Genomic DNA, 24,168 nt, shown 5'->3' with positions numbered 1-24,168 from the left:
CACAGGGGAAGGGTCAGTTTCTCGATGAAGAACTTCGGTCGCCATCGGAGCGTCGCCGCAGCGGTCCTGGCCGCCGCCGCGCTCGCGCTCACCGCAGCGTGCGACTCGGGCTCCACCGGCGACAACGGTGCGCAGCAGATCTCCATCGCGTTCTCGGTGTCGACGCTGAACAACCCGTTCTTCGTCCAGCTCAAGGACGGTGCCGAGCAGGCGGCCAAGGAGATGGGCGTCAGGCTCCTCGTGCAGGACGCGCAGAACGACGCCACCAAGCAGATCAACGACGTGCAGTCCTTCGTCACGCAGAAGGTGCAGGCGATCCTGGTCAACGCGGTGGAGACCGACCAGTCCGCGCCGATCGCCAAGGCCGCGACCAACGCGGCGATCCCGCTGGTCGCGGTGGACCGCTCGATCGACGGCCCGGTGGTCTCCGAGGTCACCTCGGACAACGTGCAGGGCGGCCAGCTCGCGGCGGAGGCGCTGGCCAAGGCAGTCGGTCCCGGTGACGTGGTGACCCTCCAGGGCATCTCCGGCACCTCGGCCAGCCGCGACCGCGACGAGGGCTTCACCCAGGGCATGGCCCTGCGCAGCAGCATCCGCGTGGTCACCAAGAAGGGCGCCGAGTTCGACCGCGCCAAGGGCATGGACGTGATGGCCGCGCTGATGCAGTCGCAGCCCAAGCTCAAGGGCGTGTTCGCGGAGAACGACGAGATGGCCCTCGGCGCGGCCAAGGCGCTCGGCGCGCGGGCGGGCAAGGACGTGATGATCGTCGGCTTCGACGGCACGCCCGACGCGCTCGCCGCCGTGCAGAACGGCACCCTCGCCGCCACGATCGCCCAGCAGCCGCGCGAACTGGGGCGCCTGGCCGTTGAGCAGGCGGTGAAGACCGTGCGCAAGGAGAAGGTCCGGCAGTTGATCGAGGTGCCGGTCAAGGTCGTGACCAAGGACAACGTCGCCGGCTTCCGCAACTAGCGGATGCACCAGTTGATCAGGTGAAAGGGACAACCCAGATGAAGCTCACCCGCCGGTCCGCGTTCGCGGCCGTTGCCGTGGCCACACTCGCGCTGACCGCCGCGTGCGGTGGTGCCTCCGGCGGCTCCGGTGGCACCGGTGGCGAGATCACCGTCGCGCTGTCGGTCTCCACGCTGAACAACCCGTTCTTCGTGCAGCTGCGCGACGGCGCCCAGGACGCCGCGAAGGCCCTCGGCGTGAAGCTCGTCGTGCAGGACGCGCAGAACGACCCGGCGACGCAGGTCAACCAGGTGCAGACCTTCACGACCCAGGGCGTGAAGGCGATCATCGTCAACGCGGTCGAGTCCGACCAGGCCACCCCGGCGGCCAAGGCGGCGGAGAACGCCAAGATCCCGGTGATCGCGGTGGACCGCGCGGTGAACAACGCCAAGATCGCCTCGCAGATCGCCTCCGACAACGTCGCGGGCGGCAAGCTGGCCGCCGAGGCGCTGGCCAAGGCGATCGGCGGCAGCGGTGACGTCGTGGTGCTCCAGGGCACCCCGGGCACCTCCGCGGCGCGCGACCGCGGCCAGGGCTTCACCGACGGCATCAAGGCCAGCCCCGGCGTGAAGGTCGCCGCGCAGCAGGCCGCCGACTTCGACCGCAGCAAGGGCCTCGAGGTCACCACGAGCCTGCTGCCGACGCAGTCCGCGCTGAAGGGCCTGTTCGCGCAGAACGACGAGATGGCCCTCGGCGCGATCAAGGCGTTGTCCGGGCGCGACGTGAAGGTCGTCGGTTTCGACGCCACCGAGGACGGCCTCGCCGCGATCCAGGCCGGCACCATGGCGGCCACCATCGCCCAGCAGCCCCGTGAGCTGGGCAGGCTCGCCGTCGAGCAGGCCGTGAAGGCGGCCAAGGGCGAGCAGGTCACCGCCAAGGTCGACGTCCCGGTCAAGGTCGTCACCAAGGAGAACCTGGCCGAGTTCACGAAGTGAGCACTCCAGCGCGGGTCGTGGTCATCGGGTCGGCGAACGCCGACCTGGTGGTCGCGCTGAACCGGCGCCCCGGGCCGGGCGAGACCGTCATGGGTTCCGACCTGGTGGTCTCCCCCGGCGGCAAGGGCGCCAATCAGGCCGTGGCCGCGGGCAGGCTCGGCGCGCCGGTGGCCTTCCTCGGCGCGGTCGGCGCGGACGAGCACGGGGCGCTGCTGCTGGACTCGCTGCGCGGCGCGGGTGTCGACGTCACCCATGTGGCGCGGCCCGACCGGCCGACCGGCAACGCCTACATCATGGTGACGCCGGACGGCGAGAACTCGATCGTCGTCTCCCCCGGTGCGAACTCCGCAGTATTCGAGTCCGATGTGGACAGTGCTCGTCCGGTGCTCGCCGAAGCCGCGGTCCTGGTGCTGTCACTGGAAATCCCACTGTCCACAGTGGCCTATGCGGTGGCGGCGGCGGTGGAGCTCGGCGTCCGCCCGGTGCTCAACCTCTCACCGACCGCGGAGCTGCCCGCCGAGGTGCTGGCGGCGCTGGACCCGTTGGTGGTCAACGAACACGAGGCCGCGTGGCTGCTCGGCTCGGAGGGTGAGCCGGAGGACCTGGCCGTGCGGTTGCTGGACGTCGGACCGCGCTCGGTCGTGGTGACCATCGGTGCCAAGGGCGCTGTGGTGGCAGACCGCGACGGGGTCACGACCGTTGCCTCGCCACAGGTGAAGCCGGTGGACACCACCGGAGCCGGCGACGCGTTCACCGGAGCGCTCGCGGGCAGGCTGGCGGCGGGTGAGGACCTGGTGGAAGCCGCGCGCTTCGCGGTCCGCGTCGCGGCGACGTCGGTGACGCGGCACGGGGCGCAGCCCTCCTACCCGCGCGCCGACGAGGTCATCAGGTGAGGCGCAGGGGAATCCTGCACGCGGAGCTGAGCGCGGCCCTGGCCCGGCTCGGGCACACCGACCGCGTGGTGGTCGCCGACTGCGGGCTGCCGATCCCGGCCGGGCCGCAGGTGGTCGACCTGGCCTTCTCCTTCGGCGTGCCCACGTTCCTGCAGGTGCTCGACGGGTTGCTGGCCGAGCTCGTGGTGGAGTCCGCCCTGGTCGCCACCGAGGTCGACGCGAGCAACCCGTCGTGCGCGGCGGCATTGGCCGAGCGGCTTCCGCAGGCGCGGCGCATCCCGCACGAGGAGCTGAAGTGGCTGCTGTGCGGCGCCAAGCTGGTGGTGCGGACCGGCGAGGCCAGCCCTTATGCGAACGTGGTCCTGCGCTGCGGGGTTCCGTTCTAGGGTCTCAGGCGAGCAGGAACGCCAGCGGGGACAGCACCATGGCCAGCAGGACGAGGCCGGCGATGATGCGGATGCGGCGGGATCGGGTGTCGGTGCTCATGCCGCCGGAGCCTAGGCTGCCGATGACGCTGAGCTGCACGGTGGTCGCCCTCAGTAACTCCATCGGGTGACCTGCGATGATGATCGCGCGGCATTGACGCTGGTCCGAGGTTCGGTATGGTCTAGACCATGGCAGCCTTGCAGCTCACAGGTGTCGGTGTCAGCCCTGGCCGCGCCTCGGGCCCCGTCGTCCGCGTCGCCGACCCGCTCGGTGAGCCGTCGGCCGTTCCCGCACCTGCCGACACCGAGGTCGAGGCCGGCCGCATCCGCCCCGCCGCGGCGGCCGTCGCCGACCGGCTCAACGCCAAGGCCGCCACCGTCGAGGGCGACTCCCGCGCGGTGCTGGAGACCACCGCCGCGATGGCATCGGACCCGGCGCTCGCCGCGCAGGCCGCCAAGCTCGTGCGCGAACGCGCCCTGCCCGCCCCCCGCGCGGTCTTCGAGGCGGCCAACGTCTTCGCCGCCGGACTGGAGGCCGCGGGCGGCTACCTCGCCGAGCGCGCCCAGGACGTGCGCGACGTGCGGGACCGCATCGTCGCCGAGCTGCTGGGCATCGACCCGCCCGGCGTTCCCGAGCTGGCCGGTCCGAGCGTGCTCGTGGCGCGGGACCTGGCGCCCGCGGACACCGCCGGGCTGGACCCGGCCATGGTGCTCGCCCTCGTCACCGAGGAGGGCGGTCCGACCAGCCACACCGCGATCCTCGCCCGATCGCTCGGCATCCCCGCCGTCGTCGCGGTGCGCGGAGTGCTGGAGCTGGACGCGGCCGGACTGGTCGTGGACGGCGGCACCGGGTCCGTCGAGGTGCCGGACGGCCCGGTCGAGGTCGTCGCCGCGGCCACGCAGGCCGAGCCGGAGTGGGACGGCACCGGGCGCACCGCGGACGGCCAGCGCGTCAAGATCATCGCCAACGTGGGCTCCGCCGAGGACGCCAGGGCGTCCGTCGCCGCGGGGGCCGAGGGCGTCGGCCTGTTCCGCACGGAGTTCTGCTACCTCTCCGCGACCAGCGAGCCGTCGGTGGAAGCGCAGCGCGCCGCCTACGCCCAGGTCCTGACGCCGTTCCGGGGGAAGCCGGTCGTCGTGCGCACCCTGGACGCGGGCGCGGACAAGCCGCTGCCGTTCCTGACCCCGGAGGACGAGCCGAACCCCGCACTCGGCGTCCGCGGCCTGCGCATCGGCCGCGAGCAGCAGGGCGTGCTCGACCGCCAGCTCGAAGCCATCGCGGGTGCGGCGGCCGACTCCGGAGCCGAGGTCTCGGTGATGGCGCCGATGGTGGCCACCGCGGAGGAGGCGGCCTGGTTCGCCGAGCGGGTGCGCGCCGCGGGGCTGCCGAGAGCCGGGGTGATGATCGAGATCCCCGCGGCCGCCTTGTCCGCCAAGGAGATCCTGGCCGAGGTGGACTTCGTCAGCCTCGGCACCAACGACCTCGCGCAGTACGTCTTCGCCGCCGATCGGATGCTCGGCGCGCTCGCCGCGCTCAACGACCCGTGGCAGCCCGCGCTGCTGCGCCTGATCGCGCTCGTCGGTGACGCGGGCGCGGAGCTGGGCAAGCCGGTCGGCGTCTGCGGTGAGGCCGCCGCAGATCCGGTGCTGGGCTGCGTGCTGGTCGGGCTCGGCGTGACGAGCCTGTCGATGAACGCCGCCGCACTCGCCCGGGTGGGCTCCGCGCTCGGCGGGGTCACCGCGGACGCGTGCCGCCACGCCGCCCGCGCGGTGCTCGCCGCCAAGGACCCCGCGCACGCCCGAGCCGTCGCCCGCGCCGCACTGCACCTCTAGGCTCGCGCCGTGGACAGCGGCGACGAGCAGAGGATGCGGGCCAACCAGGCCAACTGGGACGCCCGCACTCCGATCCACGCGGAAAGCCGGTTCTACCAGCGTGATCCGGAGACGTGGTTCGCCGAGTGGGAATGGGCCGACCTCGGCGACCTGACCGGCCGGGACGTGCTGACCCTCCAGTGCCACCTCGGCACGGACGTCGTCGCGTTCGCCCGCCGCGGTGCTCGTTCGGTCGGGCTCGACCTCTCCGGAGCCGCGATCGAGGAGGCGCGCGCCCGTGCGCTGCGCTCCGGCGACGACGTGGAGTTCGTGCAGGCCAACGTCTACGACGCGGTGGAAGCCCTCGGCGGACGGCGGTTCGACGTCGTCTACACCGCGAAGGGCTCGCTGTGCTACCTCCCGGACCTGCCCGCGTGGGCGTCCGTGGTCGCGGCCCTGCTCAGACCCGGTGGGCTGGCCTACGTCGTCGACTTCCACCCGCTGTTCAACGCGCTCGGCCCGCGGCAGCACGCCGACGACGGCCCAGACCTGTTGCTGCGCAACGACTACCTCGAAGGCCGCGGCGCGATCGAGAAGAACTCGACGCACACCTACACCGACGGCCCGGCGCTGGCGGGCTCGACGTGGGCCTACGAGTGGCGGCACGGCATCGGCGCACTGGTCACCGCGCTCGCCGGGGCCGGGCTCCGCGTCGAAGGGCTGCGCGAGACCGAGGAACTGCAGTGGCCGCGCTGGCCGAACATGGTCCAGGTGGAGCCGGGCTGGTGGCGGCTGCCGGAGGACGAACCGCGCATCCCGCTGCTGTTCGCCTTGCGCGCCACCAGGTCCTAGCCGAAGAACCTGCGCAGACCGCGCTTCTTCCGCGCGGGCGGCAGAATGTTCAGCGTGCCCATCCGCAGCGTCCCCGTGAGCACGAAGTGCGGGACGCCGCGGTGTTCGCCGGGCCCCACCTTGTCGATCACCGTGGCCATCACCGGGACCAGTTCGTCGATGTTCACCGTGGCGCCGTGCGGGAGCACCAGGGTGGTGGAGCCCGCCGTGCTGTCCATCTCCACGGTGACCAGTGGTTCCGCGATCATCGCCTCGGTGAAGTCCAGCCTGCTCGTGCCGAGGTTCCCGCGCAGCACCAGCGTCCTCGGCACCACCCACCGCCCGGTCCGGTGCATGGTGGAGCCGGTGTGCCGCAGCTCCAGCGAGCCCTTGGCGGCCGCGGTGTCCAGGACCATCCCGGGGATGTCCATCAACACCGAGTTCAGCTCCGCGCGGACCACGGCGGAGGCCGCGCGGGTGGAGCGCTCGGAGAACTCCGACAGCGACAGCCTGCCCTGGCCGACCGCGCGTTGCAGCAGGCCGAGCACGTGATCCCGCTCGGCGTCGGAGACCCGGAGGTCCCGGTCACTCATCCGGGTCACCGTCCAGTCCGTGCTCGATGGCGTAGCGGGCCAGCTCGACCCGGTTGTGCAGCTGCAGCTTGCGCAGCGTCGACTGCACGTGGTTCTCGACGGTGCGGTGCGAGATCACCAGCCGGTCGGCGATCTGCCGCGCGGTCAGCCCCTTGGCCACCAGGCGCAGCACCTCGGTCTCCCGCTCGCTCAGCCTCGGGGTTCCCGGGTCGGACTCCGGGCCGGTGGCGGCCATCCGCCGGTACTCGCCCAGCACCAGTCCTGCGAGACCCGCGGTGAACACGGCGTCCCCGGCCGCGGTCCGCTGCACGGCGTCGACGAGCTCCTCCACCGACGCGGACTTGAGCAGGTATCCGGAGGCGCCCGCCTTGACCGCCTCCAGCACGTCGCTGTGCTCGCCGCTGGCCGAGAGCACCAGCACGCGCGTGCCGGGCAGTTCGGTGGTGATCCGCCCGGTGGCCTCGACACCCGTGCTCGCGCCCATGTTCAGGTCCATCAGCACCACGGCGGGCCGCACCGTGCGGGCGATCCGCACCGCGGCCTCGCCGTCGCTGGCGGTCGCCAGCACCTCGAACCCGCGTTCGGCCAGGTCCCGCGCGACCCCGTTGCGCCAGATCGGGTGGTCGTCGACGACCATCACCGACACGGCCGATGTTGTCTCGGTCATTCCGTTCCCCCTCGCCGCACCTTGATCTCCCACTCGACCCCGTCCCCGGGAGCGGTCAGCAGGGCCAGGCTGCCACCGAGGTCGGCGACGCGCCCCCGGATCGACCGGGACACGCCCATCCGGCCCTCGGCCTCAGCCTCGGCGAGCCGCCCTTCCGGGATGCCGGGGCCGTTGTCCCGGACGCTGAGGACCACGTCCTCCCCGAGGTCCTCCAGCAGCACCCACGCCCGCGCGTCCGGCCCGGCGTGCTTGTCCGCGTTGGTCAGCGCCTCCCGCGCGATCGCGACCAGCTCCGCCGCCGTGCTCGTCGGCACCCGCACCGGAGTGGCGGGCACCGACACCTGAACCCGTGGCGTGGCGAGCACCTGCAGCTGCGGGCCGAGATCGACCTCACCGTCGACGCTGGAGTCCGGCGGCGCCGCGGCGACCAGCGACCGCAGGGCCACCTCCTGCTCCCCGGCGAGCTTCGCCAGCTCCGCAGCCTCGCCGCCGACCTCCGATCCGCGCCTGCGCACCCGCGAGAGGACCTGGAGCACCCCGTCGTGGATCGACCGCGCGAGCCGTTCCCGCTCCGCGGTCGCGGCCTGCGCCCGCAGCGCCTGGTCCAGCTGCATGGCGGAGCGGCGCGCTGTGGTCGAGGCCATTCCGATCACGAACCCGACCGCGATCAGCAACATCGTGTCCCTGGCGATGTCGAAGGTGAAGTAGCCCCTGACGAAGAAGCTGACCAGCGCGTTCGCCCCGCCGGCGAGGAGACCGCCGACCTGACCGGCCTGCACGGCGGCGGCCACCACGCAGCTCGCGCCCCACACGGTGGTGACCGTCGGCCGCGGGGTCTCCAGATACGCCCTATCCAGAACGAGCGCCGACAAGCCGATGAGAACGAGGGTGAGCAGGACGTCGACGGCGACGATCCGGGTCCGGTGTCCGGACTCCCTGCTGTAGGCGTACGAGGTGAAGACGGTCCAGCCGGCCATCACCCCGAGGATCAGCCAGCCCAGCCATTGCCGCTGGTACTCGCTTTGGTGAAGGAGCAACCCCACGGTGGCGAAGACGAAGGTGCCGACCCGGAACAGCACCGCGCCCCGCCACAGCGGGGCCATCGTCGAAGCCAGCGTGTCCTCGGCGGTGGACATCGACACGGTGATCCCCCTCCCGGACGCGGTGCTGTCGGCACCGGCCATCCTGCCGGGTGCCCGAGGCGAATCTCATCTCTGGGTGAAGTTCGCCGTGCGCCCCCGTCCGCTGTGCCACGCTGGACGCGTTCTGCTGCATGTGCCTTGGGGGAGGGCCGCGTGCGCGACTGGCCGTTGCTGAGCTTGCGAAAGCCGGCGTTGCTCTACTGGTGCCTGATCTACGCCGCAGCTGTCGGCGTCTTCCTGACCAGCTCGCTCGGCGGGCCGCCGCCGACCGACGACCAGATCCGCGACTTCGGCGTGCTGGCCGGGGTGTCCGTGCTGGTCGTGGTCGTGACCTCGGCCTGTGACCCGTTCCGCGCGGAGTCGCCGCAGAGCCTGTGGGCGGTGCACATCGCCTACCTGCTGGCGGGCGCGCTGACCCTGCCGACGAACCTCGTCGTACTGCTGATGATCGGTCCGGTGCTGCAGGGCGTCCTCGAACAGCGCCCGGGGCCCCATCGATGGCTGTTCACCACCGCGGCGACGACGGTCGCCACCTTCGTCGCGTGTCTGGTGGCAGGCACGTGCCCGAACCACTACGGGGACAACCTCTTCGGCTCGTTGATGGTCGGCGGGACGTTGCTGGCCGCGCGGGCGCTGCTGGTGGGCTTCGGGTTCTGGCTCCGCAAACCGCAGGCGCGCCCGCACGAGGTCTTCGGCGAGCCGCTGGACGTCGGCGTCGGGGTCGTCGCGGTGTGCACGGGCGTGCTGAGCGCGATGGTGCTGCTGGCCGATCCGTTGGCGGTGATCGTGCTCGTGCCACCGTTGGTGCTGCTCGGCCGGGCGACGCAGCTCGCGCAGTGGCGGCGTTCCGCGCAGCGCGACCCGAAGACCGGGCTCACCAACGCGACGCACTGGAACCGGCTGGCCCGCGCGGAGCTGGTCCGCACGCGGGCACGCAGGACCACGGCCGCGGTGCTGCTGCTGGACCTCGACCACTTCAAGCGGGTCAACGACGAGATCGGCCACCTCGCCGGGGACTCGGCGCTCGCCGCGGTCGCCGGACTGCTCCAGGACGAGGTGCAGCAGCGCCGCGACCTGGTCGGTCGCTTCGGCGGCGAGGAGTTCGTGATCCTGTTGCCGAACACCGATCCGGTCTCCGCGGAACGGCAGGCGGAACGCATCCGGCTCGCGGTCTGCGGTCTCGCCGTGCCGACCACGGCGGCGGACGGGCACCCGCACCTGCTGACCGGGTTGACGATCAGCATCGGCGTCGCCACGTCCGCCCGCTTCGGCCACGAGATCGACACGCTGATGGTCGCGGCCGACTCGGCGTTGCTCAGCGCCAAGAACGCCGGCCGCAACCTCGTCACGCTCGCTTAGCGCCCTCGGCGGGATCGGGCTCCACCTCGACCGGGACCTCGCGCGGGCTGGACAGCGAGCGGATCGCCGCGCTGATCACGGCGAGCACCGGCACCGACAGCAGCGCGCCGACCAGACCGGCCAGCGCCAGACCGCCGACGATCGCCACCACGACGGCGAGCGGGTGCAACTGCACCGCCTTGCCCAGCAGCAGCGGCTGGAGCACGTGGCTCTCCAGCTGCATCACCGCGACCACGATCACGAGCACGATCAGCGCCGACACCAGGCCGTTGGCCACCAGCGCGACCAGCACCGCCACCGTGCCCGCGAGCAGGCCACCGACGATCGGGATGAACGCGCCGAGGAAGACCAGCGCCGCCAACGGGATCGCGAGCGGTACGCCGACCGCGATCAGGCCGATGCCGATGCCGACCGCGTCGACGACCGCGACCAGCACGGTGGCCTTCACGTAGCTGGACAGCGAGTCGAAGCCCCTGGAGCCCGCGACGTCGACGCGGTCCCGGATGCGGCTGGGCACGGCGCGCAGGATGCCGCGCCAGATGCCCTGCCCGTCGTGCAGGAAGAAGATCAGCGTGAACAGCACCAGCAGGAAGCCGGTCAGGATCTCCCCGACCGTCGCCGCGGTGGACAGCGCGCCCGAGGTGATCACCGAGGTGTTCGCCTTCAGCGCCTCGATGGCCTGGTTGATGTAGCCGGTGATGTCCTCCTGCTTCAGGTGCAGTGGACCGTTGATCAACCAGTCCCTGATCGTCTCGAGGCTCTGCGTGACCTGCTTCTGCAGATCGGGCAGGCCCTCGATGAACGCGGTCACCACGGAGGTGAGCACGCCGATGACCAGTGCGAGCCCACCGACCAGCACCACGGTCGTCGCGGCCCAGCGCGGGACCCGCCAGCGGACCAGCGCGGTCACCGCCGGGCCCATGAGCGCCGACAGCAGCAGGGCGATGGCCACGGGGATGACCACGGTGGCGAAGTACGCGGCGACGTAGCCGAGCACGACGAGCGCGCCCGCGATCACCAGCAGCCGCCACGACAGCGCGGCACTCACCCGAAGTCCGTAGGGGATCGGTTCGTCGGCGTCCCGACGGATCGGAGTCGGTTCAATCTGCCTGGGTGCGCTCACGTACCGAGACGGTAGTGCCAATCACGCCGCCGCGTCCGCTCATCACGGCTTGGAACCCGGCCTTCCCACCAGGCCGTCGAACCGGTGAGATCAGGTCTGACCAGCAGGGGGCGGAGGAACGCGTGGGCGAGTACGTCAAACCCTCGGATCTCACCGAGGCCGAACGCGAGGTGTGCCGGGCTTTCGGGACCGGGGACCGGCTCACGCTTCCCTTGCCGGGCAAGACGGATCGGCAGGTCAGGGCCGCCGTGCTGGTCGCGCTGCTGACCGACCTCTACCGGGTCAAGATCACCGGTATTCCGGCGCTGCGACTGGCCGGGGCCAGGGTGACCGGTGAACTGAACCTGGAGTCGGTGAAGGTCTCGCACCTGGTCGAGCTGGCCGACTGCGTGTTCACCAACCAGGTCGACGTGCGGATGGCGCAGCTGGCCGGGCTGCGGCTGCCGGGATCGCGGATGCCGGGGCTGAAGGGCAAGAACCTCCGGGTGGACAGCGATCTGGTGCTGGAGGCCGGGTTCACCTGCGACGGCTGCCTCGACCTCACCGACGGCGCGGTGCAGGGCACGCTGCGGCTGGCGGGCGCGGTGCTGCGCAGCCCGCAGGGGCACGCGCTGCTCGGCGCTCGGCTGAACATCTCCGGCTCGCTCCAGGCGACCGCGATGCGCGCGACCGGCGAGGTGCGGCTGCGCGGGGCCAACGTGGGCGGCAGCATCCACCTCGGCGGCGCCTACCTGTCCAACCCGGAGGGCGACGCGCTGGAGGCCTCCGGGGTCGTCGTCGCCGGGAACCTGTTCTGCGACAGCGATGGCGGGCGGTTCACCACTGAGGGCCGCGTCGTGCTCGCGGGGGCGCGGGTGGGTGGCGACGCGGTGTTCTCCGGCGCCCGCCTGCGCATCCCGCAGGCACTGGACCACCAGGTGCTGGTGATGCCGCGCGGCATGGCCGACACGACCGCTTCCCTTGTCGCGGACCGGATCCAGGTCGACGGCAACGTGGAGATGGACAGCGGCTTCACCGCCTCCGGCTCGGTCCGCCTGCCGAACGCCACGCTCGGCGGCTACCTCCGGCTCTCCGGCTCCTGCCTCGGTGAGGAGGAGTCCGTCGTCGGGCTCGCCGACCAGGGCATCAAACCGGTGCAGCGCGTTCCGCTGGCCTTCATCGCCGACGGCATCGAGGTCGGCGGGGACCTGGAGGCGCGCGGCGTCGGCGGGGAGAACGAGTCCGGGGCCGGGCAGCGCAACGGCGCGATGTGCGCCTACGGGCAGGTCCGGCTCGTCGACGCGAAGGTGCGCGGCAGCGCCAGCCTCTCCGGGGTCCACCTGCACGGCCCCGGCATCGACTCGTTGTTCGCCGACCGGCTGGACATCGGCGGCACCCTGTTCCTCCGGCACATCCGCGCGACCGGCTCGATCAGGCTGCAGAACGCCCACATCGGCTCGACCCTCGACTGCACGGGCGCGCACCTGACCAAGCCCCGCCTACGGCCGGACGGCTCGCTCAAGCCCTCGCTGGACGCGCGCGTCGCCATGGTCGGCAAGGACCTGTTGTGCACGCACGGGTTCCTGGCCAGCGGCGGAGTCCGCCTGCGCCTGGTCGAGGTGAACAAGATGGCGAGCTTCACCGGCTCGGTGCTCGGCAGCAAGGAAGCACGGATCGCGCTGAACGCCTACGGGCTGTCCGCGCAGCAGCTCGTGGTGCGCTTCGCCGAGCCACCCGCCGGGAAGGTCGTCCTGACCAGGGCGACCGCGGTCTCGGTGACCGACGGGGAGTTCCTGTGGGCCTCCTCGGGCGGGGTCGAGCTGGAGGACTTCCGGTTCGAGGCGATCACCGCGACGCCCGAGGTCAGCGTCCGCACCAGGCTGAGGTGGCTGCGGCGGGTCATCCCGGACTTCGCGCCCGGCCCCTACGACCTGTTCGCCACGTTCTACCGGCGCTCCGGGCACGAGGAGCGCGCCGTGCGGGTGCTGCTGGAGAAGCAGCGCAGGCGGCACTGGGAGCTGGGGCTCGCAGGCAAGTTCTGGGGGCTGCTGCAGGAGTGCACCGTCGGTTACGGCTACCGCCCGTGGCTGGCGATGATCTGGATCGCGGTGTTCTGGCTGGGCGGCGGCCTGTGGTTCGACGACCACCGGATGTCGAGGCTGGACGACGGGCAGAACCCGGAGTGGAACCCGTGGCTGGTCTCGGCAGATCTGCTGCTGCCGATCATCAACCTGGGCCAGGACAACATGTGGGCCTTCACCGGCACCTCGCAGTGGGTCTCCGGCGGGCTGGTGGCCCTGGGCTGGGTGCTGGCGTCCACGGTGGCGGCGGGTGCGACGCGGGTGCTGAAACGGAGCTGACCGCTCGAGACCGAAATCTGTCTGGAGAAATTAACCTAGACAACCTTTGTTCGAGGCTTCGAAATACCTGCTCTGCTCAATGTTGATCACCTGCGAATTCCAAATCGGGTTGCCCGGAGTTGTCGAGAAATCGCGTGACCTGGACCACAACCGCCTATTAACTCGATAGTGGCATAAAGCGCCGGGGAACTCGCTTTCGGCGTTGTCGGCCTGACAGAGTTCAGCCCGTCAACAACGACACGCAGACATAAACGGCGGAGGCGGCACGTGACCAGCAACCAGAGCGCGAACACGGGGGGTGGCCGAGTGCGTCGGCTGCTGGCCCGTGCGCTCCTGGTCGCCGGCACCGCCGCCACCGGCTGGCTGGTCGCCTCTGGCACCGCCGCCGCTGCCGATGCTCCGTTGCTGCCCGCGCCCCTCGACGGTGTCGTCGACTCCGTCGAGGCCACTGCCAAGCCGGTCGCGGACGCCACCCAGTCCACCGTCGCCGCCGTCGTCGAGCAGGTCGTCTCCGCGCCGAGCAAGGCTCGCAGCCTTGCCGTCGAGGACGACGCCGACCCGCTCGCCGGTGCCGTCGAGGGCCTGGCCGGGCTGCTCAAGCCCAAGCAGCAGAACCTGATCGACGTTCCCTCCGCCGTGCTGGAGAAGGTGCTGACCGGTTCGGGCTCCGCCCGCTCCGCCGCCACCACCACCCAGGACGCCGGGACGCCCCAGGGCGACCCGGTCGGCCCGCCTAAGACCGGCGGACCGGCGAAGAACGAGGCCGGGCACCCGGTGGTCCTGCCCGCGGCCGTGGTCAACCACGGTCCCGCGGTCGGCGACACCGAGCGCCCGCAGCCGGGCGAGGACGAGGGCCCGCGGTACCCGCTGCCCTCCGCGCCCGTGCAGATTCCCGGTGGTTCCTGCTCGTGCCTGCACGACGGACCCGGCACCGGTGGCTTCAACGTGGGCGGCTTTCTCTCGGCCGGTCACGCCCTCGTCGTGCGTGGACAGGCGCTGAGCGCCGCTGCTCTCCACCGCATGGCGGCCGCGACTGCCAAGCAGCCCGGCACCACTCCTGACTGACTCTCTCCCCGCGGCCTGCGGCAGGTAGATGCCTGCGCCGCCGGGTGAGTCTTCACGACGCCCTCGTGCGCACATCTCCTCCTTCGCAAGTGGCCGCGCCAACAGCCCGGTGGGCACCCGCCCATCACCCCCAAGACATGGGTGGCTGTTTGCCCCGACGCGACAGCGTCCAGCCACCCGCCTAATAACCCCCGAATTCAGGGGACAACCAGAAGGAGATCCACATGCATTCCTGGGCGAAGCGCGGCATGAAGGCTGCGCTGCTGACCGGTGGGATGTTCATCCTGGGTGCCGGTATCGCGCAGGCCGGTGAGGCGCAGGTCAACCCTGACGCCCCCACCACCCCGCTCGGCGGCAAGATCTCGATCCCGGTCAACTTCGACAACAACGCGGTCGGTCTGCCGCTCGTGGGCAAGGTCGACGTCCCGACCTTCAAGCGGGACTTCACCGTCGACGTGTCATCGCTGATGGGCGGCGCCACCGCCGGGATGACCGCCGACGCGGACGCGAAGAAGGCCGACCGCAAGGCCTACGGCCCGAACAAGAAGGCCTCGAAGGCCGAGGGCGGCAGCGACCCGTTCCGCTCGAACAAGGTCGACGCCGACCTGATCATCCCGATCGACGTGGCGGGCAACGCCATCGCCGCGGGTGACAACGTCGAGGTCGAGAACGAGTCGACCTACAGCTACAACAACCCCGAGGTGATGGTTGCCGACGGGACGCACCAGGGCCTCGCGGGCAACGTCGTCGACGCCGACGCGGTCGTGCCGGTGCAGCTGACCGGCAACGCGCTCGCCGCGGTCGGCTCGGCCACCACGTGGAACACCTCCACCACCGACGTGCAGTCGGGCAGCTCCGTCACCACCAGTGGCGAAGAGGGCTCGCTGTCGGGCAACGTCGTCAAGCCCGCCATCGCGCTGCCGATCCAGGGCTCGGGCAACGCCATCAGCGCCCTCGCGGGTGTGGCCGAGGCCAACAACCAGTCCGACATCTCGGCCGACGTGACCGGCGACGCCGCCACCACCGGCGAGGACGGCTCGGGCTCCGGCAACATCGCGCACGCCCCGATCGCGCTGCCGGTCGAGGTCAACAACAACGCCCTCGGCGGGCTGGTCGGGACCTCCGACACCAACGGCACCACCTCGGCGACCGCCGTCGCCAACGGTGACCGCGACACCAACGGCCTCGACTCGCTGGTCGGCGGCAACGTCATCCAGGCGCCGATCTCCGCGGACGGCGTCGCGTCCGGCAACTCGGGTGGTGCCCTTGGCGCCAACACCGACTCCGACAGCGCGACCGAGTCCTTCTCCGAGGCTGCGGGCACCACGCACACCAACGGCTCCGAGAGCCTGGGCTCCGGCTCCGTCGTGGACGTGCCGCTGGCCCCGTCCGCGCAGCTCATCGGCAACGCGGCCGGCTGGGTCGTGAACGCCGACTCGTACCACGAGCAGAGCACCACCACCGGTGCGGGCGGCAACAGCTACACCCTGGGCGACGACTCGCTGGCCTCCGGCCTGCTGCCCAGCACCCCGGTCGCGCTGCCGATCTCGGCGGCGGGCAACTCCGGTGGCTGGATCGCCAACACCGACGCCCAGGTCGCTGACCAGGGCACCCACGGTGCCGGTGGCTTCGTCGGCACCCGCGGCAACGACTCGCTGCTGTCCGGCGACGCCGCGCAGGGCTCCATCGCGCTGCCGGTCGACGTCGACGGCAACGCCCCCGGCTGGATCGTCAACTCCGACGCGGTCAGCACCGACAGCACCACCACGCACTCCGGTGGCGAGGTCTCCGCTGACGACGACGACGCTCTGGGCAGCGGCAACGCCGTGTCTGTGCCCGTCGCGGGCCCGGTCGGCCTGTTCGGCAACTCCGGTGGCTGGATCGCGCACACCGAGGCCGTCGCGGAGAACTGCGACACCGTCATCGCCGGTGACGACGTCAAGGCCAACGGCGTCGACGGCGGCGTCTCCGGCAACGCGGTGCACACCCCGGTCGCGCTGCCCGTCCAGGGCTTCGGCAACTCGCTCGGCTGGATCGTCGTCGGTGAGGCCGACGCGACCAACGACACCGCCTCCACCGCTGGTGGCGACGTCACCACCGACGGCACCGACGGCGTCATCACCGGCGTCATCGGCGCGGGCCGCGTCTCCGGCCCGGTGCAGCTGTTCGGCACCGGCCTCGGCCTGACCAACAACGTCGAGGGCACCGCTGACAACACCACCGAGGTCAGCACCGCTGGCGACAACACCACCGTTGGCGACAACGGCGGCATCGCGGGCGACATCGTCGACGCCGCGGTCGCGCTGCCCGTCCAGGGCTTCGGCGACGGCATCGGCGCCGGTGGCAACTACGACGGCACCGCCACCAACACCACCTCCTCGGTGGCCGGCGGCGACAACGTGACCAGCGGCGTGCACGGCACCGCCAACGGCACCGTCGCGTCCCTGCCGATCGCGGGCACCGGCCAGGTGTTCGGCGACGGCGTGGGCTTCATCGCCAACACCTCGGGCGTCGCGGACAACGTGACCTCCTCGGCGGCCGGTGGCTCCACCGCCACCAACGGCGTGAGCAGCTTCCTCGGCGGCGACATCATCACCGCGCCGCTGGCTCCGGTCGTGCAGGGTGACGGCGTTGCCGGTTCGGTCGGCGGCACCTCCGACGCGCTGGCCGTCGGCGACGCCGCCGCGGTCGCGGGTGGCGACTACGTCACCGCGGGCGACAACGGCTCGGTCTCGGGCGTCATCGCCCAGGTCCCGGTCGCGGTTGCCGGCGAGGTCGTCGGCGACGCCGTGTCCGGCCTGGCCGTGACCGACGGCACCGGCAGCAACGCGGTCACCACGGTGGCCGGTGGCACCGGCGTCACCAGCGGTGCCGAGGGCGGCGGCCTGTCGGGCGTCAACGCCCTGCTGCCGGTCGCCGGCGAGGCCGCCATCTTCGACCTGCCCATCGAGGTCTTCGGTGAGGCAATGGCCGAGGGCGAGCGCGCCACCGCCGTCTCCGCCGGTGACCAGGCCGCGGCGCTGTCGCTGCCGGTGACCGACGAGGCGCTGGGCGGGGGCCTGCTCAAGGCCACCGAGCTGCCCAGCCTCTCCACGCTGCCGAAGCTGCCCACCACCGGTGGTGCCGCCCGCAGCGCCGCTCCGCAGCTGCCCAACCTGGGTGGCCTGACCGGTGGCCTGACCAAGGTCCTGCCCGCCGGCCAGATCGGCAAGCTGCCGAAGCTGCCCGCCGCTCAGGTGCCCACCCCGGGTGCCCAGGGCCGCGCGTTCGACGCTCCGGCGCTGAACACCATCGACACCTCCGCGGTGACCGGCCTGGTCAACGGCGGCGGCCTGGTCGGTGGCCTGGGTGGCCTGAAGGGCTGACCCACCTCCGGGGGTTCCTTGAGTATGTGGGTGCGTCGAGGAACTCCTGAGCACTTCCGATTCCAATAGGCGAAGCCGGGAAGCGAAAATCGCTTCCCGGCTTCGTCGTGTTCTTTATTCGCCGGCGTTTTCCCGGGGCTGACCCGGAAGTGGAGAAAAGGGTCAGTGGTGGAGGCGCTTTTCGACGCAGTCGAGGACCGAGAGAAGCGGCGCCTTGCCGTCGCTGGTCACCCAGGAAACGCGCAGTTCCGGTCGCAGCGCCCGGCCCTTGCCCATGCGGACGGGGCGTTCCGCCAGCTCGCGGACGCGGTCGGCGATGGCCGCGCCGTCGCCGTTCGGGTGCTCGGCGACCACCGCGAACTCGTCCCCGCCGTAGCGGGCGACCGTGTGGTCGGCGCGCACCCCGGCCCTGAGCCTGCCGCCGAGCACCGCGAGCAGTTCGTCGCCCTTGTCGAAGCCGTACTCGGTGTTGACCTTGGCCAGGTGGTGCACGTCGACCAGCACCAGCGTCGCCAGCGTGCCGAGGGTGCGCGCCCTGGTCAGGGCCTGCTGGAGCCGGTCGAGCAGCAGCGCGCGACCGGGCAGCCCGGTCAACGAGTCCAGCAGTCCCCTGCTGTGCGGCATGTCGTCGTGCACCGGGTTGAGCTGGATCAGCACGCAGCCGCGGCCGCGGTGCCGGACCGGTGTGAACTCCACCCACAGCCGGGTGTGCGCCAGCCCCGCGTGCTCGACCAGCACGGCGAGCGAGAGCTGGGCCCCGGTCCGCAGCACCTGGGCGCTGAGCTCGCTGGGCTTGGGCAGCGGGGCGCCGGAGTCGTCGAAGGACCGCCAGCCGTCCGGCCGCCTGCCGGAGAGCAGTTCCGCCCGGCTGAGCCCGAGCAGCGACCCGGCAAGCTGGTTGGCGGCGAGCACGTCGCCGTGCTCGTCCTGCAACACCAGCCCCACCGGCAGCTCCGAGACGAGCTCGTCCCACACTGCGGGGGTGGTCGGTGCCGCCGTGGAGTCCATCTGCACGGTCATGGCTGCGCACCTTCCGCCGATCGAAGGCCGTGGCTAAGCCCCTCTGTCGTAAATCGGCTCGGGCAAGCGCTCTAGACACCACCCGAATGGGGGGTATCTGTGGATGGCATCACCTGGATTGCCGGGGCAGCCCCGCGCGAACCTCGTCCCGGGCAAGCGGACGAAGCACCAGCTCGTACCGGTAGTCGCGATCGGCGACCACCCTGTACTGCGGCAACAGCGGGTTCGGCGTGTCACCGACGCCGCTCGCCGCGTGCCCGGCGTGCAGCGTCGTCCAGCCCGAATTGCGCTGTCGCTGGAACGGGTACTCCGCCCGATCGGTGTCGTCGTAGCTGCTCACGGCGACGTCGTTGGTCCCGGTCACCAGCAGGCCCCCGGTGCGGCCGTCGGTCAGCAGCGCCCATCGCGTGTCCGTGCGGTTGCCGTTGTCCTGCGGCTTGTCGTAGCCGACCTGCTCGGCCTCCACGGTGCTCGTCCACACCCCGATCGGCGTGCCGTCCCTGCGGTCGTTGTAGCTCTCCTTCTGGCGGCCGTACCAGGAGAAGCGGTGGAAGTGGTCGGGGACGCCGAGCGCCGTGCCGATCCTGGGCAGATAGGTCAGCTTCCGCATCCGCCCCTGCGGGACCACCTCGGTGGCGAGCCGGATCGTGCCCGCGTCGTCGACCTCGTAGCGCACGGTCTGCGCGAAGGACGCGTCGGTGACCCCGGGCGCGGCGACGGTGCTGCGGACGATCACCTTGCCGCCTTCGACCTGCACGGACCCCACGGTCGTCGCGAGCCGGTCGAGCCCGACCGCGCGCCAGTCCTTCTCCTCGGAGTAGCCCCAGACCCGCTCGTTGTCGATCGGGGCGCGCCACGCGTCCAGGCGCGGCCCCTGCTTCAGCAGCTCGGCGCCCTCGGCGTTCATCGAGGTCAACGTGCCGGTGCGCTTGTCGAGGGTGTAGCGGAACCGGTCACCGCTGAGCACCACGGAGTCGCCGGTCTCGGTCACCTTCGCCGGACCGCTCGCCCGCGGCGGTGCAGCACCCGGGACGACCTTCCCACCTGCGCCGAACTGGTCGTGCGCGAAGACCCGGCCGCCGGGTTCGACCACCTCGACGGTCAGCCTGCGCTCGACGTCTCCGGGGTTGGCGATCACCGGAACACCGGCGCGCACGGTCTGACCGGGCTCAACCCGGAGGGCCTGGCGTCCTTCACGCAGCACCCGGGCGCCTTCGGTGAGGCGCCAACGGAGTTCCTTGCCCTGCACGGCCGCGAACACCTGCTCGTTGCTGATCGACACCTGGTTGCCGGCGAAGGCGAAGCGCAGCGGCTGGTGCACCCACGCCAGCTGCGCGGTCTCCGGCTGGAGCGTGCGATCGGTGTTGATCAAGCCGTCCGCGCCGGACTGGTGCGCGCCGTAGGAGGAGTAGCGGCCCCGCTCCTCCAGCCGGTCGAAGTCCAGCGCGAGCACCGCCTTGTCGACCGGGTCGGCCGCCAGCTGCTCCGGGCTCAGCGCGCGGTCGTAGATCCGGACGTCGTCGAGGACGCCGTGCGACATCCGCCCGTTGAAGTCCTGGTGCAGCTCCGGGTTGCGGCCGATGTTCACCGGGAACGCGGTGTTGTCGATCCGCCCGGCCCACGCCGTCTCCCCGACCTGCTTGCCGTCGAGGAACAGCCGCAGCACCGATCCGTCGAAGGTGCCGCTCACCCGGTGCCAGTTGCCGTAGAAATCCGCAGGTACGGGCGCGTACACGGTGTGCCAGGAGCCACCGCCGTGAACGTGGAACTCCAGCGTTTTCTCGTTCTTGAGCTTCAGCGCGTACTGGTGGTCGCCCTTGGCGATCATGGTCATGCTGCCGCGCCACTCGGCGGGCCTGACCCACGCGTCCAGGGTCAGCTGCTCGGTGATGTCCAGCCTGCGATCGCGGTAGACCTCGACGAAGTCGTCCAGCCCGGACAGGCTCAGCGCCTTCCCGCGGCGGCCGTCGACCAGCTTCGGCATCCCGCTGAGGTGCGCGGAGATCCTGCTCGGTGAGGAGTCCGGGGCGATCCGTAGCGGCAGCAGCAGGTTCTGCTCGGCCCAGTCCCAGATGAAGCCGCCCTGCAGCACCGGGTTCGCCCGGATCTCTTCCCAGAACTCGCGGAAGTTGCCCAGGCTGTTGCCCTGCGCGTGCGCGTACTCCCCCATGATCACCGGCTTGGTGGTCCTGCGCCCCTGCTCGGCGAGCCTGGCCGGGGTCGGGTAGCGCGGCCCCCAGACGTCGGCGAACGGCGCGTCCCCGTCGGGCTTGTTGGGCTGGTGGTAGAGCGGTCGGCCCGGGGCGTTGCGCTTGGCCCACTCCGCCATCCTGTAGTGCGCCGCGCCGAGCCCGGCCTCGTTGCCGGTGTCCCACATGAAGACGCTCGGGTGGTTCTTGTCCCGCTCGACCATGGCGACGAAGCGCTCCAGGAACGCGTCCTGCCACTCGGGCTTGTCGGCGAGGCACTTGCTCGGGCAGTCCTCGCGCGAGTGCGTCTCGATGTCCACCTCGTCGTCGATCCACAGCCCGTGCCTGTCGGCCAGGTCGTAGAAGTGCGGGTCGGACGGGTAGTGCGAGGTGCGCACCGCGTTGACGTGCAGGTCCTTCAACAGCTTCACGTCGCGGAGCTGCTTGTCCCTGGGTTGGTGCCTGCCGTGGTCGGGATCGGTCTCGGCGCGGTTGACGCCCTTGAACAGCACGCGCTTGCCGTTCACCAGCAGCTGCTTGCCGGCGATGGTGATCTCGCGGAAGCCGAGCGTCTCGCTCGTGATGTGGCCGCCGTACTCCAGCACCAGCGTGTAGAGGTCGGGTGTCTCGTCGGTCCACTTCGCGGGGTTCGCGACGGGCATGCTGAGTGCGAGTTCGGCCTGGTCAGCGGGTGCGGAGGTGCGCGCGACCTCACGGCCGGAGGAGTCGTGCAGGCTCGCGGTCACCTTCTCGCCGGTGGGCTTTCCGGCCAGTTCCACCTTCGCGTCGAGCCGGGCGTCGCGGTAGTTCGCGTCGAGGTCGGTGTGCACGGTGATGTCGCGGACGAAGGAGGCCGGGGTCGAGTAGAGCCACACCGACCGGAAGATCCCGGCGAAGCGCCACTGGTCCACGTCTTCGAGGTAGGCGCCCGCCGCCCACCGGTGCACCTGGACCGCAAGGCGGTTGCGGCCGGGCTTGAGCGCCTCGGTGATGTCGAACTCCGCCGGGGTGTACCCGCCCTGGTCATAGCCGACGCGACGGCCGTTGACCCAGACGAAGTAGCTGGACGTGGTGCCCTCGAAGCGCAGGAACGTCCGCCTGCCCGCCCAGTCCGCTGGCAGGTCGAAGTCCTTGGCGTAGGCGGCGGTCGGGTTCACGTCGCGCGGCACCTTCGGCGGGGTGTCCGGAACGATCTCCTCGGCGATGTTGCGGAAGATCGGGTGGTCCAGCCCGTCCATCTGCCAGGTGTGCGGCACCCGCACCGTGCGCCAGTCCCGCACGTCGTAGCCGGCGGCGTGGAACCCGGCGGGCACGCGCTCGGGGAGGTCGGCCATCTTGATCTTCCAGTCGCCGTCCAGGCTGCGGGTGAACGGCGTCCGCTCGTCCCCGCGCACCGCGGCCGCGCGGTCGGCGTAGGGGCGCAGCTCCGCGTGGTGCGGCTCCTGGCCCTCGCCGGTGATCCCGGGATTCTCCAGGTAGGAGTACACGTCGAGGTCGGGCGCGGCGCTGACCGCCGGTGTCGTTCCTGCCGCGATCAGGGCTGCCGACAGCACGGTCAGGAAGACGGAACGCATGCGAACCTCCACGCTGGCGCACAAAGACGCTCACAGTTCTTCCAGACCGATCAGAAACGCTCAATAGGCCACAGGTGTTGTCAGGCCGCTCAGGTAGACAGAAACCATGACACCCGACGATCTGCGCGCCGCCGTCGCCGCGTGCGTGACCGGTCTGAGCTCCGTGGCCGACCAGGACTGGTCGCGCCCGGCCGCCGGTCTCGACTGGACCTGCCTGCACACCGCGGAGCACCTGGCCGACGACCTGCTCTACTACGCCACCTCACTGGCGGCGCGGGCGACGGAGCAGCTCAAGGTCTGGGGCAAGATCGAGGAAGGTGCGACGAACGCCCAGGTCATCGAGGTGATCAGGGCGACGGGCGAGCTGTTCGCGGTCATCGGCGACGCCGCCCCGCCGAGCGCGCGGGCCTTCCACCCCGCAGGCCTCACCGATCCCGCCGGGTACCTGGCGATCGGCGTCGGCGAGGCGCTGCTGCACAGCCACGACATCTGCGCCGCGTTCGGAGCCCGGCTGGAGCCGCCCGCCGACGTCTGCCGCGCGATGCTGGCCCGGTTGATGCCGCACGTCACCGAGGGCGGGGACCCGTGGCGGGTGCTGCTGTGGGCGACCGGACGTGGTGATCTTCCCGGGAAGGAGCGGGTGTCCGAGTGGCGCTGGCGCATTCCCGTCCAGGACTGATACAGACTGGTATCACGCGGTATCATTCCCGGCATGGCGATGACTCTGCGGCTCACCGACGAAGAGACCGAGGCCCTGCGCCTGGCCGCCGAACGCGAACGCCGGTCGATGCAGGACATCGCGCGCCGGGCGATCCGCGAGTACGTCAACCGCCGCAACGCGACCAGGGACGCGGCGCTCGCCCGCATCGTGGCCGAGGACGCCGAGCTGCTGAAGCGCTTGGCGCAGTGATCGGTTCGGCCGGGATCGGATCAGCGCCGTGATCGAGGACGCCCCGGCGGAGCCGATCGACTACCTCGACCTGGACGACCTGCTCGCCGCCGCCCACGCCGCGCTCGGCCACGCCCCCGACGTGCGGGACTGGGGGCTGCTCGAAGCCGCGCTCGCCAGGCCGAAGGCCGTCGTCTTCGGTGAGGACGCCTACCCGACGCTGCACGAGAAGGCCGCGTCGCTGCTGCACTCGCTGGCCCGCAACCACGCGCTCATCGACGGGAACAAGCGGCTGGCCTGGGTCTCCACCAGGCTGTTCTACGTGCTCAACCAGCGCGACCTGCGCGCGCCCTCGGTGGACGAGGGTGAGCGGCTGGTGGTCGACGCCGCCACCGGCGCCCGCGACCTGCCGCAGATCGCCCAGGTCCTCGCGGAGTGGACTCAGCCCCTGGGCTGACTCGTCAGCACCTTCGAGCAGCGGGCCAGCAGCGCGCGCAACTGGTCCCGCTCGCGCTCGGTGAACTCCGCCGCGAGGCTGCGCTCCACCGCGGACGCGTGCCGGTCGGCCAGCTCGAACGCCTTCCGGCCCGCGTCGGTCAGCCGCGTCTCCAGCACGTTGCGGTGCAGCTCGTGCTGCTCGCGCCTGATCAGCTCGGCCGCCTCGAGGTTGCGCAGGATCGTGGTCATCGTCTGCGGCGTGACCCGGCAGCGCCTGGCCAGCTCGGCCGCGGAGATCCCCGGCTGTTCGGCCAGCACCAACAGCGCCGAGTACTGGGCGACGGTCAGCCCGGCCGGGCGCACCGCCGCCTGCTTCGCGCCCATCAGCTCGTGCTCGACGCGCTTGATGTCCGCGCCGAGGCGCTCCTCCAGCGGCATGCCCATGCGTCGATCGTACGAGTCCCCTCGCGAGCGAGACTATTGACGGGTATCAGACCTCTG

20 protein-coding genes are annotated in these 24,168 nt (G+C 71.4%); 13 read left to right on the top strand and 7 right to left on the bottom strand.

Features of this window, described 5'->3' with window-relative positions:
• Nucleotides 1-24 precede the first annotated feature (24 nt).
• From BLT28_RS42170 to BLT28_RS28150, 6 genes are all read left to right on the top strand, one after another.
• Nucleotides 25-969: a substrate-binding domain-containing protein gene (locus tag BLT28_RS42170; RefSeq protein ID WP_030427846.1), complete on the top strand. Its 945-nt coding sequence runs from the start codon at nt 25-27 to the stop codon at nt 967-969.
• Nucleotides 970-1,007: 38 nt separating this feature from the next.
• A complete protein-coding gene (locus BLT28_RS28170) occupies nt 1,008-1,943 on the top strand; it encodes a substrate-binding domain-containing protein (RefSeq protein ID WP_030427845.1) in 936 nt (311 codons plus the stop codon).
• A complete protein-coding gene (locus tag BLT28_RS28165; protein ID WP_030427844.1) occupies nt 1,940-2,836 on the top strand; it encodes a ribokinase in 897 nt (298 codons plus the stop codon). The genes BLT28_RS28170 and BLT28_RS28165 overlap by 4 nt, the downstream gene beginning before the upstream one ends.
• Nucleotides 2,833-3,222, top strand: a complete 390-nt coding sequence (gene rbsD / locus BLT28_RS28160; protein WP_030427843.1) for a D-ribose pyranase — start codon at nt 2,833-2,835, stop codon at nt 3,220-3,222. Before BLT28_RS28165 ends, rbsD begins: the two co-directional genes overlap by 4 nt.
• A gap of 228 nt (nt 3,223-3,450) precedes the next feature.
• Nucleotides 3,451-5,094: a phosphoenolpyruvate--protein phosphotransferase gene (ptsP, locus tag BLT28_RS28155; RefSeq protein WP_030427842.1), complete on the top strand. Its 1,644-nt coding sequence runs from the start codon at nt 3,451-3,453 to the stop codon at nt 5,092-5,094.
• A 9-nt stretch (nt 5,095-5,103) separates the two neighbouring features.
• The gene (locus BLT28_RS28150) at nt 5,104-5,925 is read left to right on the top strand and encodes a class I SAM-dependent methyltransferase (RefSeq protein ID WP_043810554.1); all 822 of its coding nucleotides are present in this window, start codon (nt 5,104-5,106) and stop codon (nt 5,923-5,925) included.
• On the opposite strand, the gene BLT28_RS28145 is transcribed toward BLT28_RS28150, so the two are convergent.
• From BLT28_RS28145 to macS, 3 genes are read right to left on the bottom strand one after another with little or no spacing between them, the layout of a single operon-like run.
• Nucleotides 5,922-6,497: a DUF1707 SHOCT-like domain-containing protein gene (locus tag BLT28_RS28145; RefSeq protein WP_030427840.1), complete on the bottom strand. Its 576-nt coding sequence runs from the start codon at nt 6,495-6,497 to the stop codon at nt 5,922-5,924. The genes BLT28_RS28150 and BLT28_RS28145 overlap by 4 nt on opposite strands.
• Nucleotides 6,490-7,164, bottom strand: a complete 675-nt coding sequence (locus BLT28_RS28140) for a response regulator (protein WP_030427839.1) — start codon at nt 7,162-7,164, stop codon at nt 6,490-6,492. The genes BLT28_RS28145 and BLT28_RS28140 overlap by 8 nt, the downstream gene beginning before the upstream one ends.
• Entirely contained in the window at nt 7,161-8,300 is a 1,140-nt protein-coding gene (gene macS / locus BLT28_RS28135; protein ID WP_030427838.1) for a MacS family sensor histidine kinase, read from the bottom strand. Before macS ends, BLT28_RS28140 begins: the two co-directional genes overlap by 4 nt.
• A gap of 159 nt (nt 8,301-8,459) precedes the next feature.
• On the opposite strand from macS, the gene BLT28_RS28130 reads away from it, so the two are divergent.
• A complete protein-coding gene (locus tag BLT28_RS28130) occupies nt 8,460-9,665 on the top strand; it encodes a GGDEF domain-containing protein (RefSeq protein WP_030427837.1) in 1,206 nt (401 codons plus the stop codon).
• On the opposite strand, the gene BLT28_RS28125 is transcribed toward BLT28_RS28130, so the two are convergent.
• Complete coding sequence (locus tag BLT28_RS28125; protein WP_081900077.1) at nt 9,652-10,788, bottom strand: AI-2E family transporter; 1,137 nt, start codon at nt 10,786-10,788, stop codon at nt 9,652-9,654. The genes BLT28_RS28130 and BLT28_RS28125 overlap by 14 nt on opposite strands.
• Nucleotides 10,789-10,910: 122 nt before the next feature.
• Here BLT28_RS28125 and BLT28_RS28120 point away from each other — a divergent pair, with 122 nt between their 5' ends.
• The 3 genes from BLT28_RS28120 (at nt 10,911) to BLT28_RS28110 (ending at nt 17,557) form a co-directional block, all read left to right on the top strand.
• Nucleotides 10,911-13,127: a translocation/assembly module TamB domain-containing protein gene (locus BLT28_RS28120; RefSeq protein ID WP_030427835.1), complete on the top strand. Its 2,217-nt coding sequence runs from the start codon at nt 10,911-10,913 to the stop codon at nt 13,125-13,127.
• Between the two features lie 267 nt (nt 13,128-13,394).
• Nucleotides 13,395-14,192: a hypothetical protein gene (locus tag BLT28_RS28115; RefSeq protein ID WP_030427834.1), complete on the top strand. Its 798-nt coding sequence runs from the start codon at nt 13,395-13,397 to the stop codon at nt 14,190-14,192.
• 224 nt (nt 14,193-14,416) lie between these two features.
• Nucleotides 14,417-17,557: a beta strand repeat-containing protein gene (locus BLT28_RS28110; protein ID WP_030427833.1), complete on the top strand. Its 3,141-nt coding sequence runs from the start codon at nt 14,417-14,419 to the stop codon at nt 17,555-17,557.
• Nucleotides 17,558-17,719: 162 nt separating this feature from the next.
• Here BLT28_RS28110 and BLT28_RS28105 read toward each other — a convergent pair whose 3' ends face one another.
• Together BLT28_RS28105 and BLT28_RS28100 are read right to left on the bottom strand one after the other, a co-directional pair.
• A complete protein-coding gene (locus BLT28_RS28105) occupies nt 17,720-18,577 on the bottom strand; it encodes a GGDEF domain-containing protein (RefSeq protein WP_030427832.1) in 858 nt (285 codons plus the stop codon).
• Between the two features lie 109 nt (nt 18,578-18,686).
• Nucleotides 18,687-22,340: a glycoside hydrolase family 2 gene (locus tag BLT28_RS28100; protein WP_030427831.1), complete on the bottom strand. Its 3,654-nt coding sequence runs from the start codon at nt 22,338-22,340 to the stop codon at nt 18,687-18,689.
• Nucleotides 22,341-22,446: 106 nt separating this feature from the next.
• Between BLT28_RS28100 and BLT28_RS28095 the strand changes: the two genes are divergently transcribed.
• The 3 genes from BLT28_RS28095 to BLT28_RS28085 are packed head-to-tail and all read left to right on the top strand — an operon-like array spanning nt 22,447 to nt 23,686.
• Nucleotides 22,447-23,019 carry a hypothetical protein gene (locus BLT28_RS28095; protein WP_030427830.1) on the top strand — a complete coding sequence of 191 codons (573 nt, stop codon included), beginning with the start codon at nt 22,447-22,449 and terminating at the stop codon, nt 23,017-23,019.
• Nucleotides 23,020-23,052: 33 nt separating this feature from the next.
• Nucleotides 23,053-23,250 (top strand): ribbon-helix-helix protein, CopG family, encoded by a 198-nt coding sequence (locus BLT28_RS28090; protein ID WP_030427829.1) that lies wholly within the window; start codon nt 23,053-23,055, stop codon nt 23,248-23,250.
• A 28-nt stretch (nt 23,251-23,278) separates the two neighbouring features.
• Nucleotides 23,279-23,686: a type II toxin-antitoxin system death-on-curing family toxin gene (locus BLT28_RS28085; RefSeq protein ID WP_231950464.1), complete on the top strand. Its 408-nt coding sequence runs from the start codon at nt 23,279-23,281 to the stop codon at nt 23,684-23,686.
• Here BLT28_RS28085 and BLT28_RS28080 read toward each other — a convergent pair.
• Complete coding sequence (locus tag BLT28_RS28080) at nt 23,671-24,111, bottom strand: MarR family winged helix-turn-helix transcriptional regulator (RefSeq protein WP_197683905.1); 441 nt, start codon at nt 24,109-24,111, stop codon at nt 23,671-23,673. The two genes, BLT28_RS28085 and BLT28_RS28080, sit on opposite strands and share 16 nt — an antisense overlap.
• Nucleotides 24,112-24,168 lie beyond the last annotated feature (57 nt).

This window comes from Allokutzneria albata, from assembly GCF_900103775.1.
Classification (GTDB): Bacteria; Actinomycetota; Actinomycetes; order Mycobacteriales; family Pseudonocardiaceae; genus Allokutzneria; species Allokutzneria albata.
Note: the sequence above shows the minus strand (reverse complement) of the source record. Positions and strands in the feature narration are given on the sequence as shown.

What these genes read in the sequence shown, in the direction of transcription:
- BLT28_RS42170 (WP_030427846.1), top strand. Translation starts at nt 25, where the DNA reads ATGAAGAACTTCGGTCGCCATCGGAGCGTCGCCGCAGCGGTCCTGGCC.
- BLT28_RS28170 (WP_030427845.1), top strand. Translation starts at nt 1,008, where the DNA reads ATGAAGCTCACCCGCCGGTCCGCGTTCGCGGCCGTTGCCGTGGCCACA.
- ptsP (WP_030427842.1), top strand. Translation starts at nt 3,451, where the DNA reads ATGGCAGCCTTGCAGCTCACAGGTGTCGGTGTCAGCCCTGGCCGCGCC.
- BLT28_RS28145 (WP_030427840.1), bottom strand. Translation starts at nt 6,497, where the DNA reads ATGAGTGACCGGGACCTCCGGGTCTCCGACGCCGAGCGGGATCACGTG.
- BLT28_RS28140 (WP_030427839.1), bottom strand. Translation starts at nt 7,164, where the DNA reads ATGACCGAGACAACATCGGCCGTGTCGGTGATGGTCGTCGACGACCAC.
- macS (WP_030427838.1), bottom strand. Translation starts at nt 8,300, where the DNA reads ATGTCCACCGCCGAGGACACGCTGGCTTCGACGATGGCCCCGCTGTGG.
- BLT28_RS28110 (WP_030427833.1), top strand. Translation starts at nt 14,417, where the DNA reads ATGCATTCCTGGGCGAAGCGCGGCATGAAGGCTGCGCTGCTGACCGGT.
- BLT28_RS28105 (WP_030427832.1), bottom strand. Translation starts at nt 18,577, where the DNA reads ATGACCGTGCAGATGGACTCCACGGCGGCACCGACCACCCCCGCAGTG.
- BLT28_RS28100 (WP_030427831.1), bottom strand. Translation starts at nt 22,340, where the DNA reads ATGCGTTCCGTCTTCCTGACCGTGCTGTCGGCAGCCCTGATCGCGGCA.
- BLT28_RS28095 (WP_030427830.1), top strand. Translation starts at nt 22,447, where the DNA reads ATGACACCCGACGATCTGCGCGCCGCCGTCGCCGCGTGCGTGACCGGT.
- BLT28_RS28090 (WP_030427829.1), top strand. Translation starts at nt 23,053, where the DNA reads ATGGCGATGACTCTGCGGCTCACCGACGAAGAGACCGAGGCCCTGCGC.
- BLT28_RS28080 (WP_197683905.1), bottom strand. Translation starts at nt 24,111, where the DNA reads ATGGGCATGCCGCTGGAGGAGCGCCTCGGCGCGGACATCAAGCGCGTC.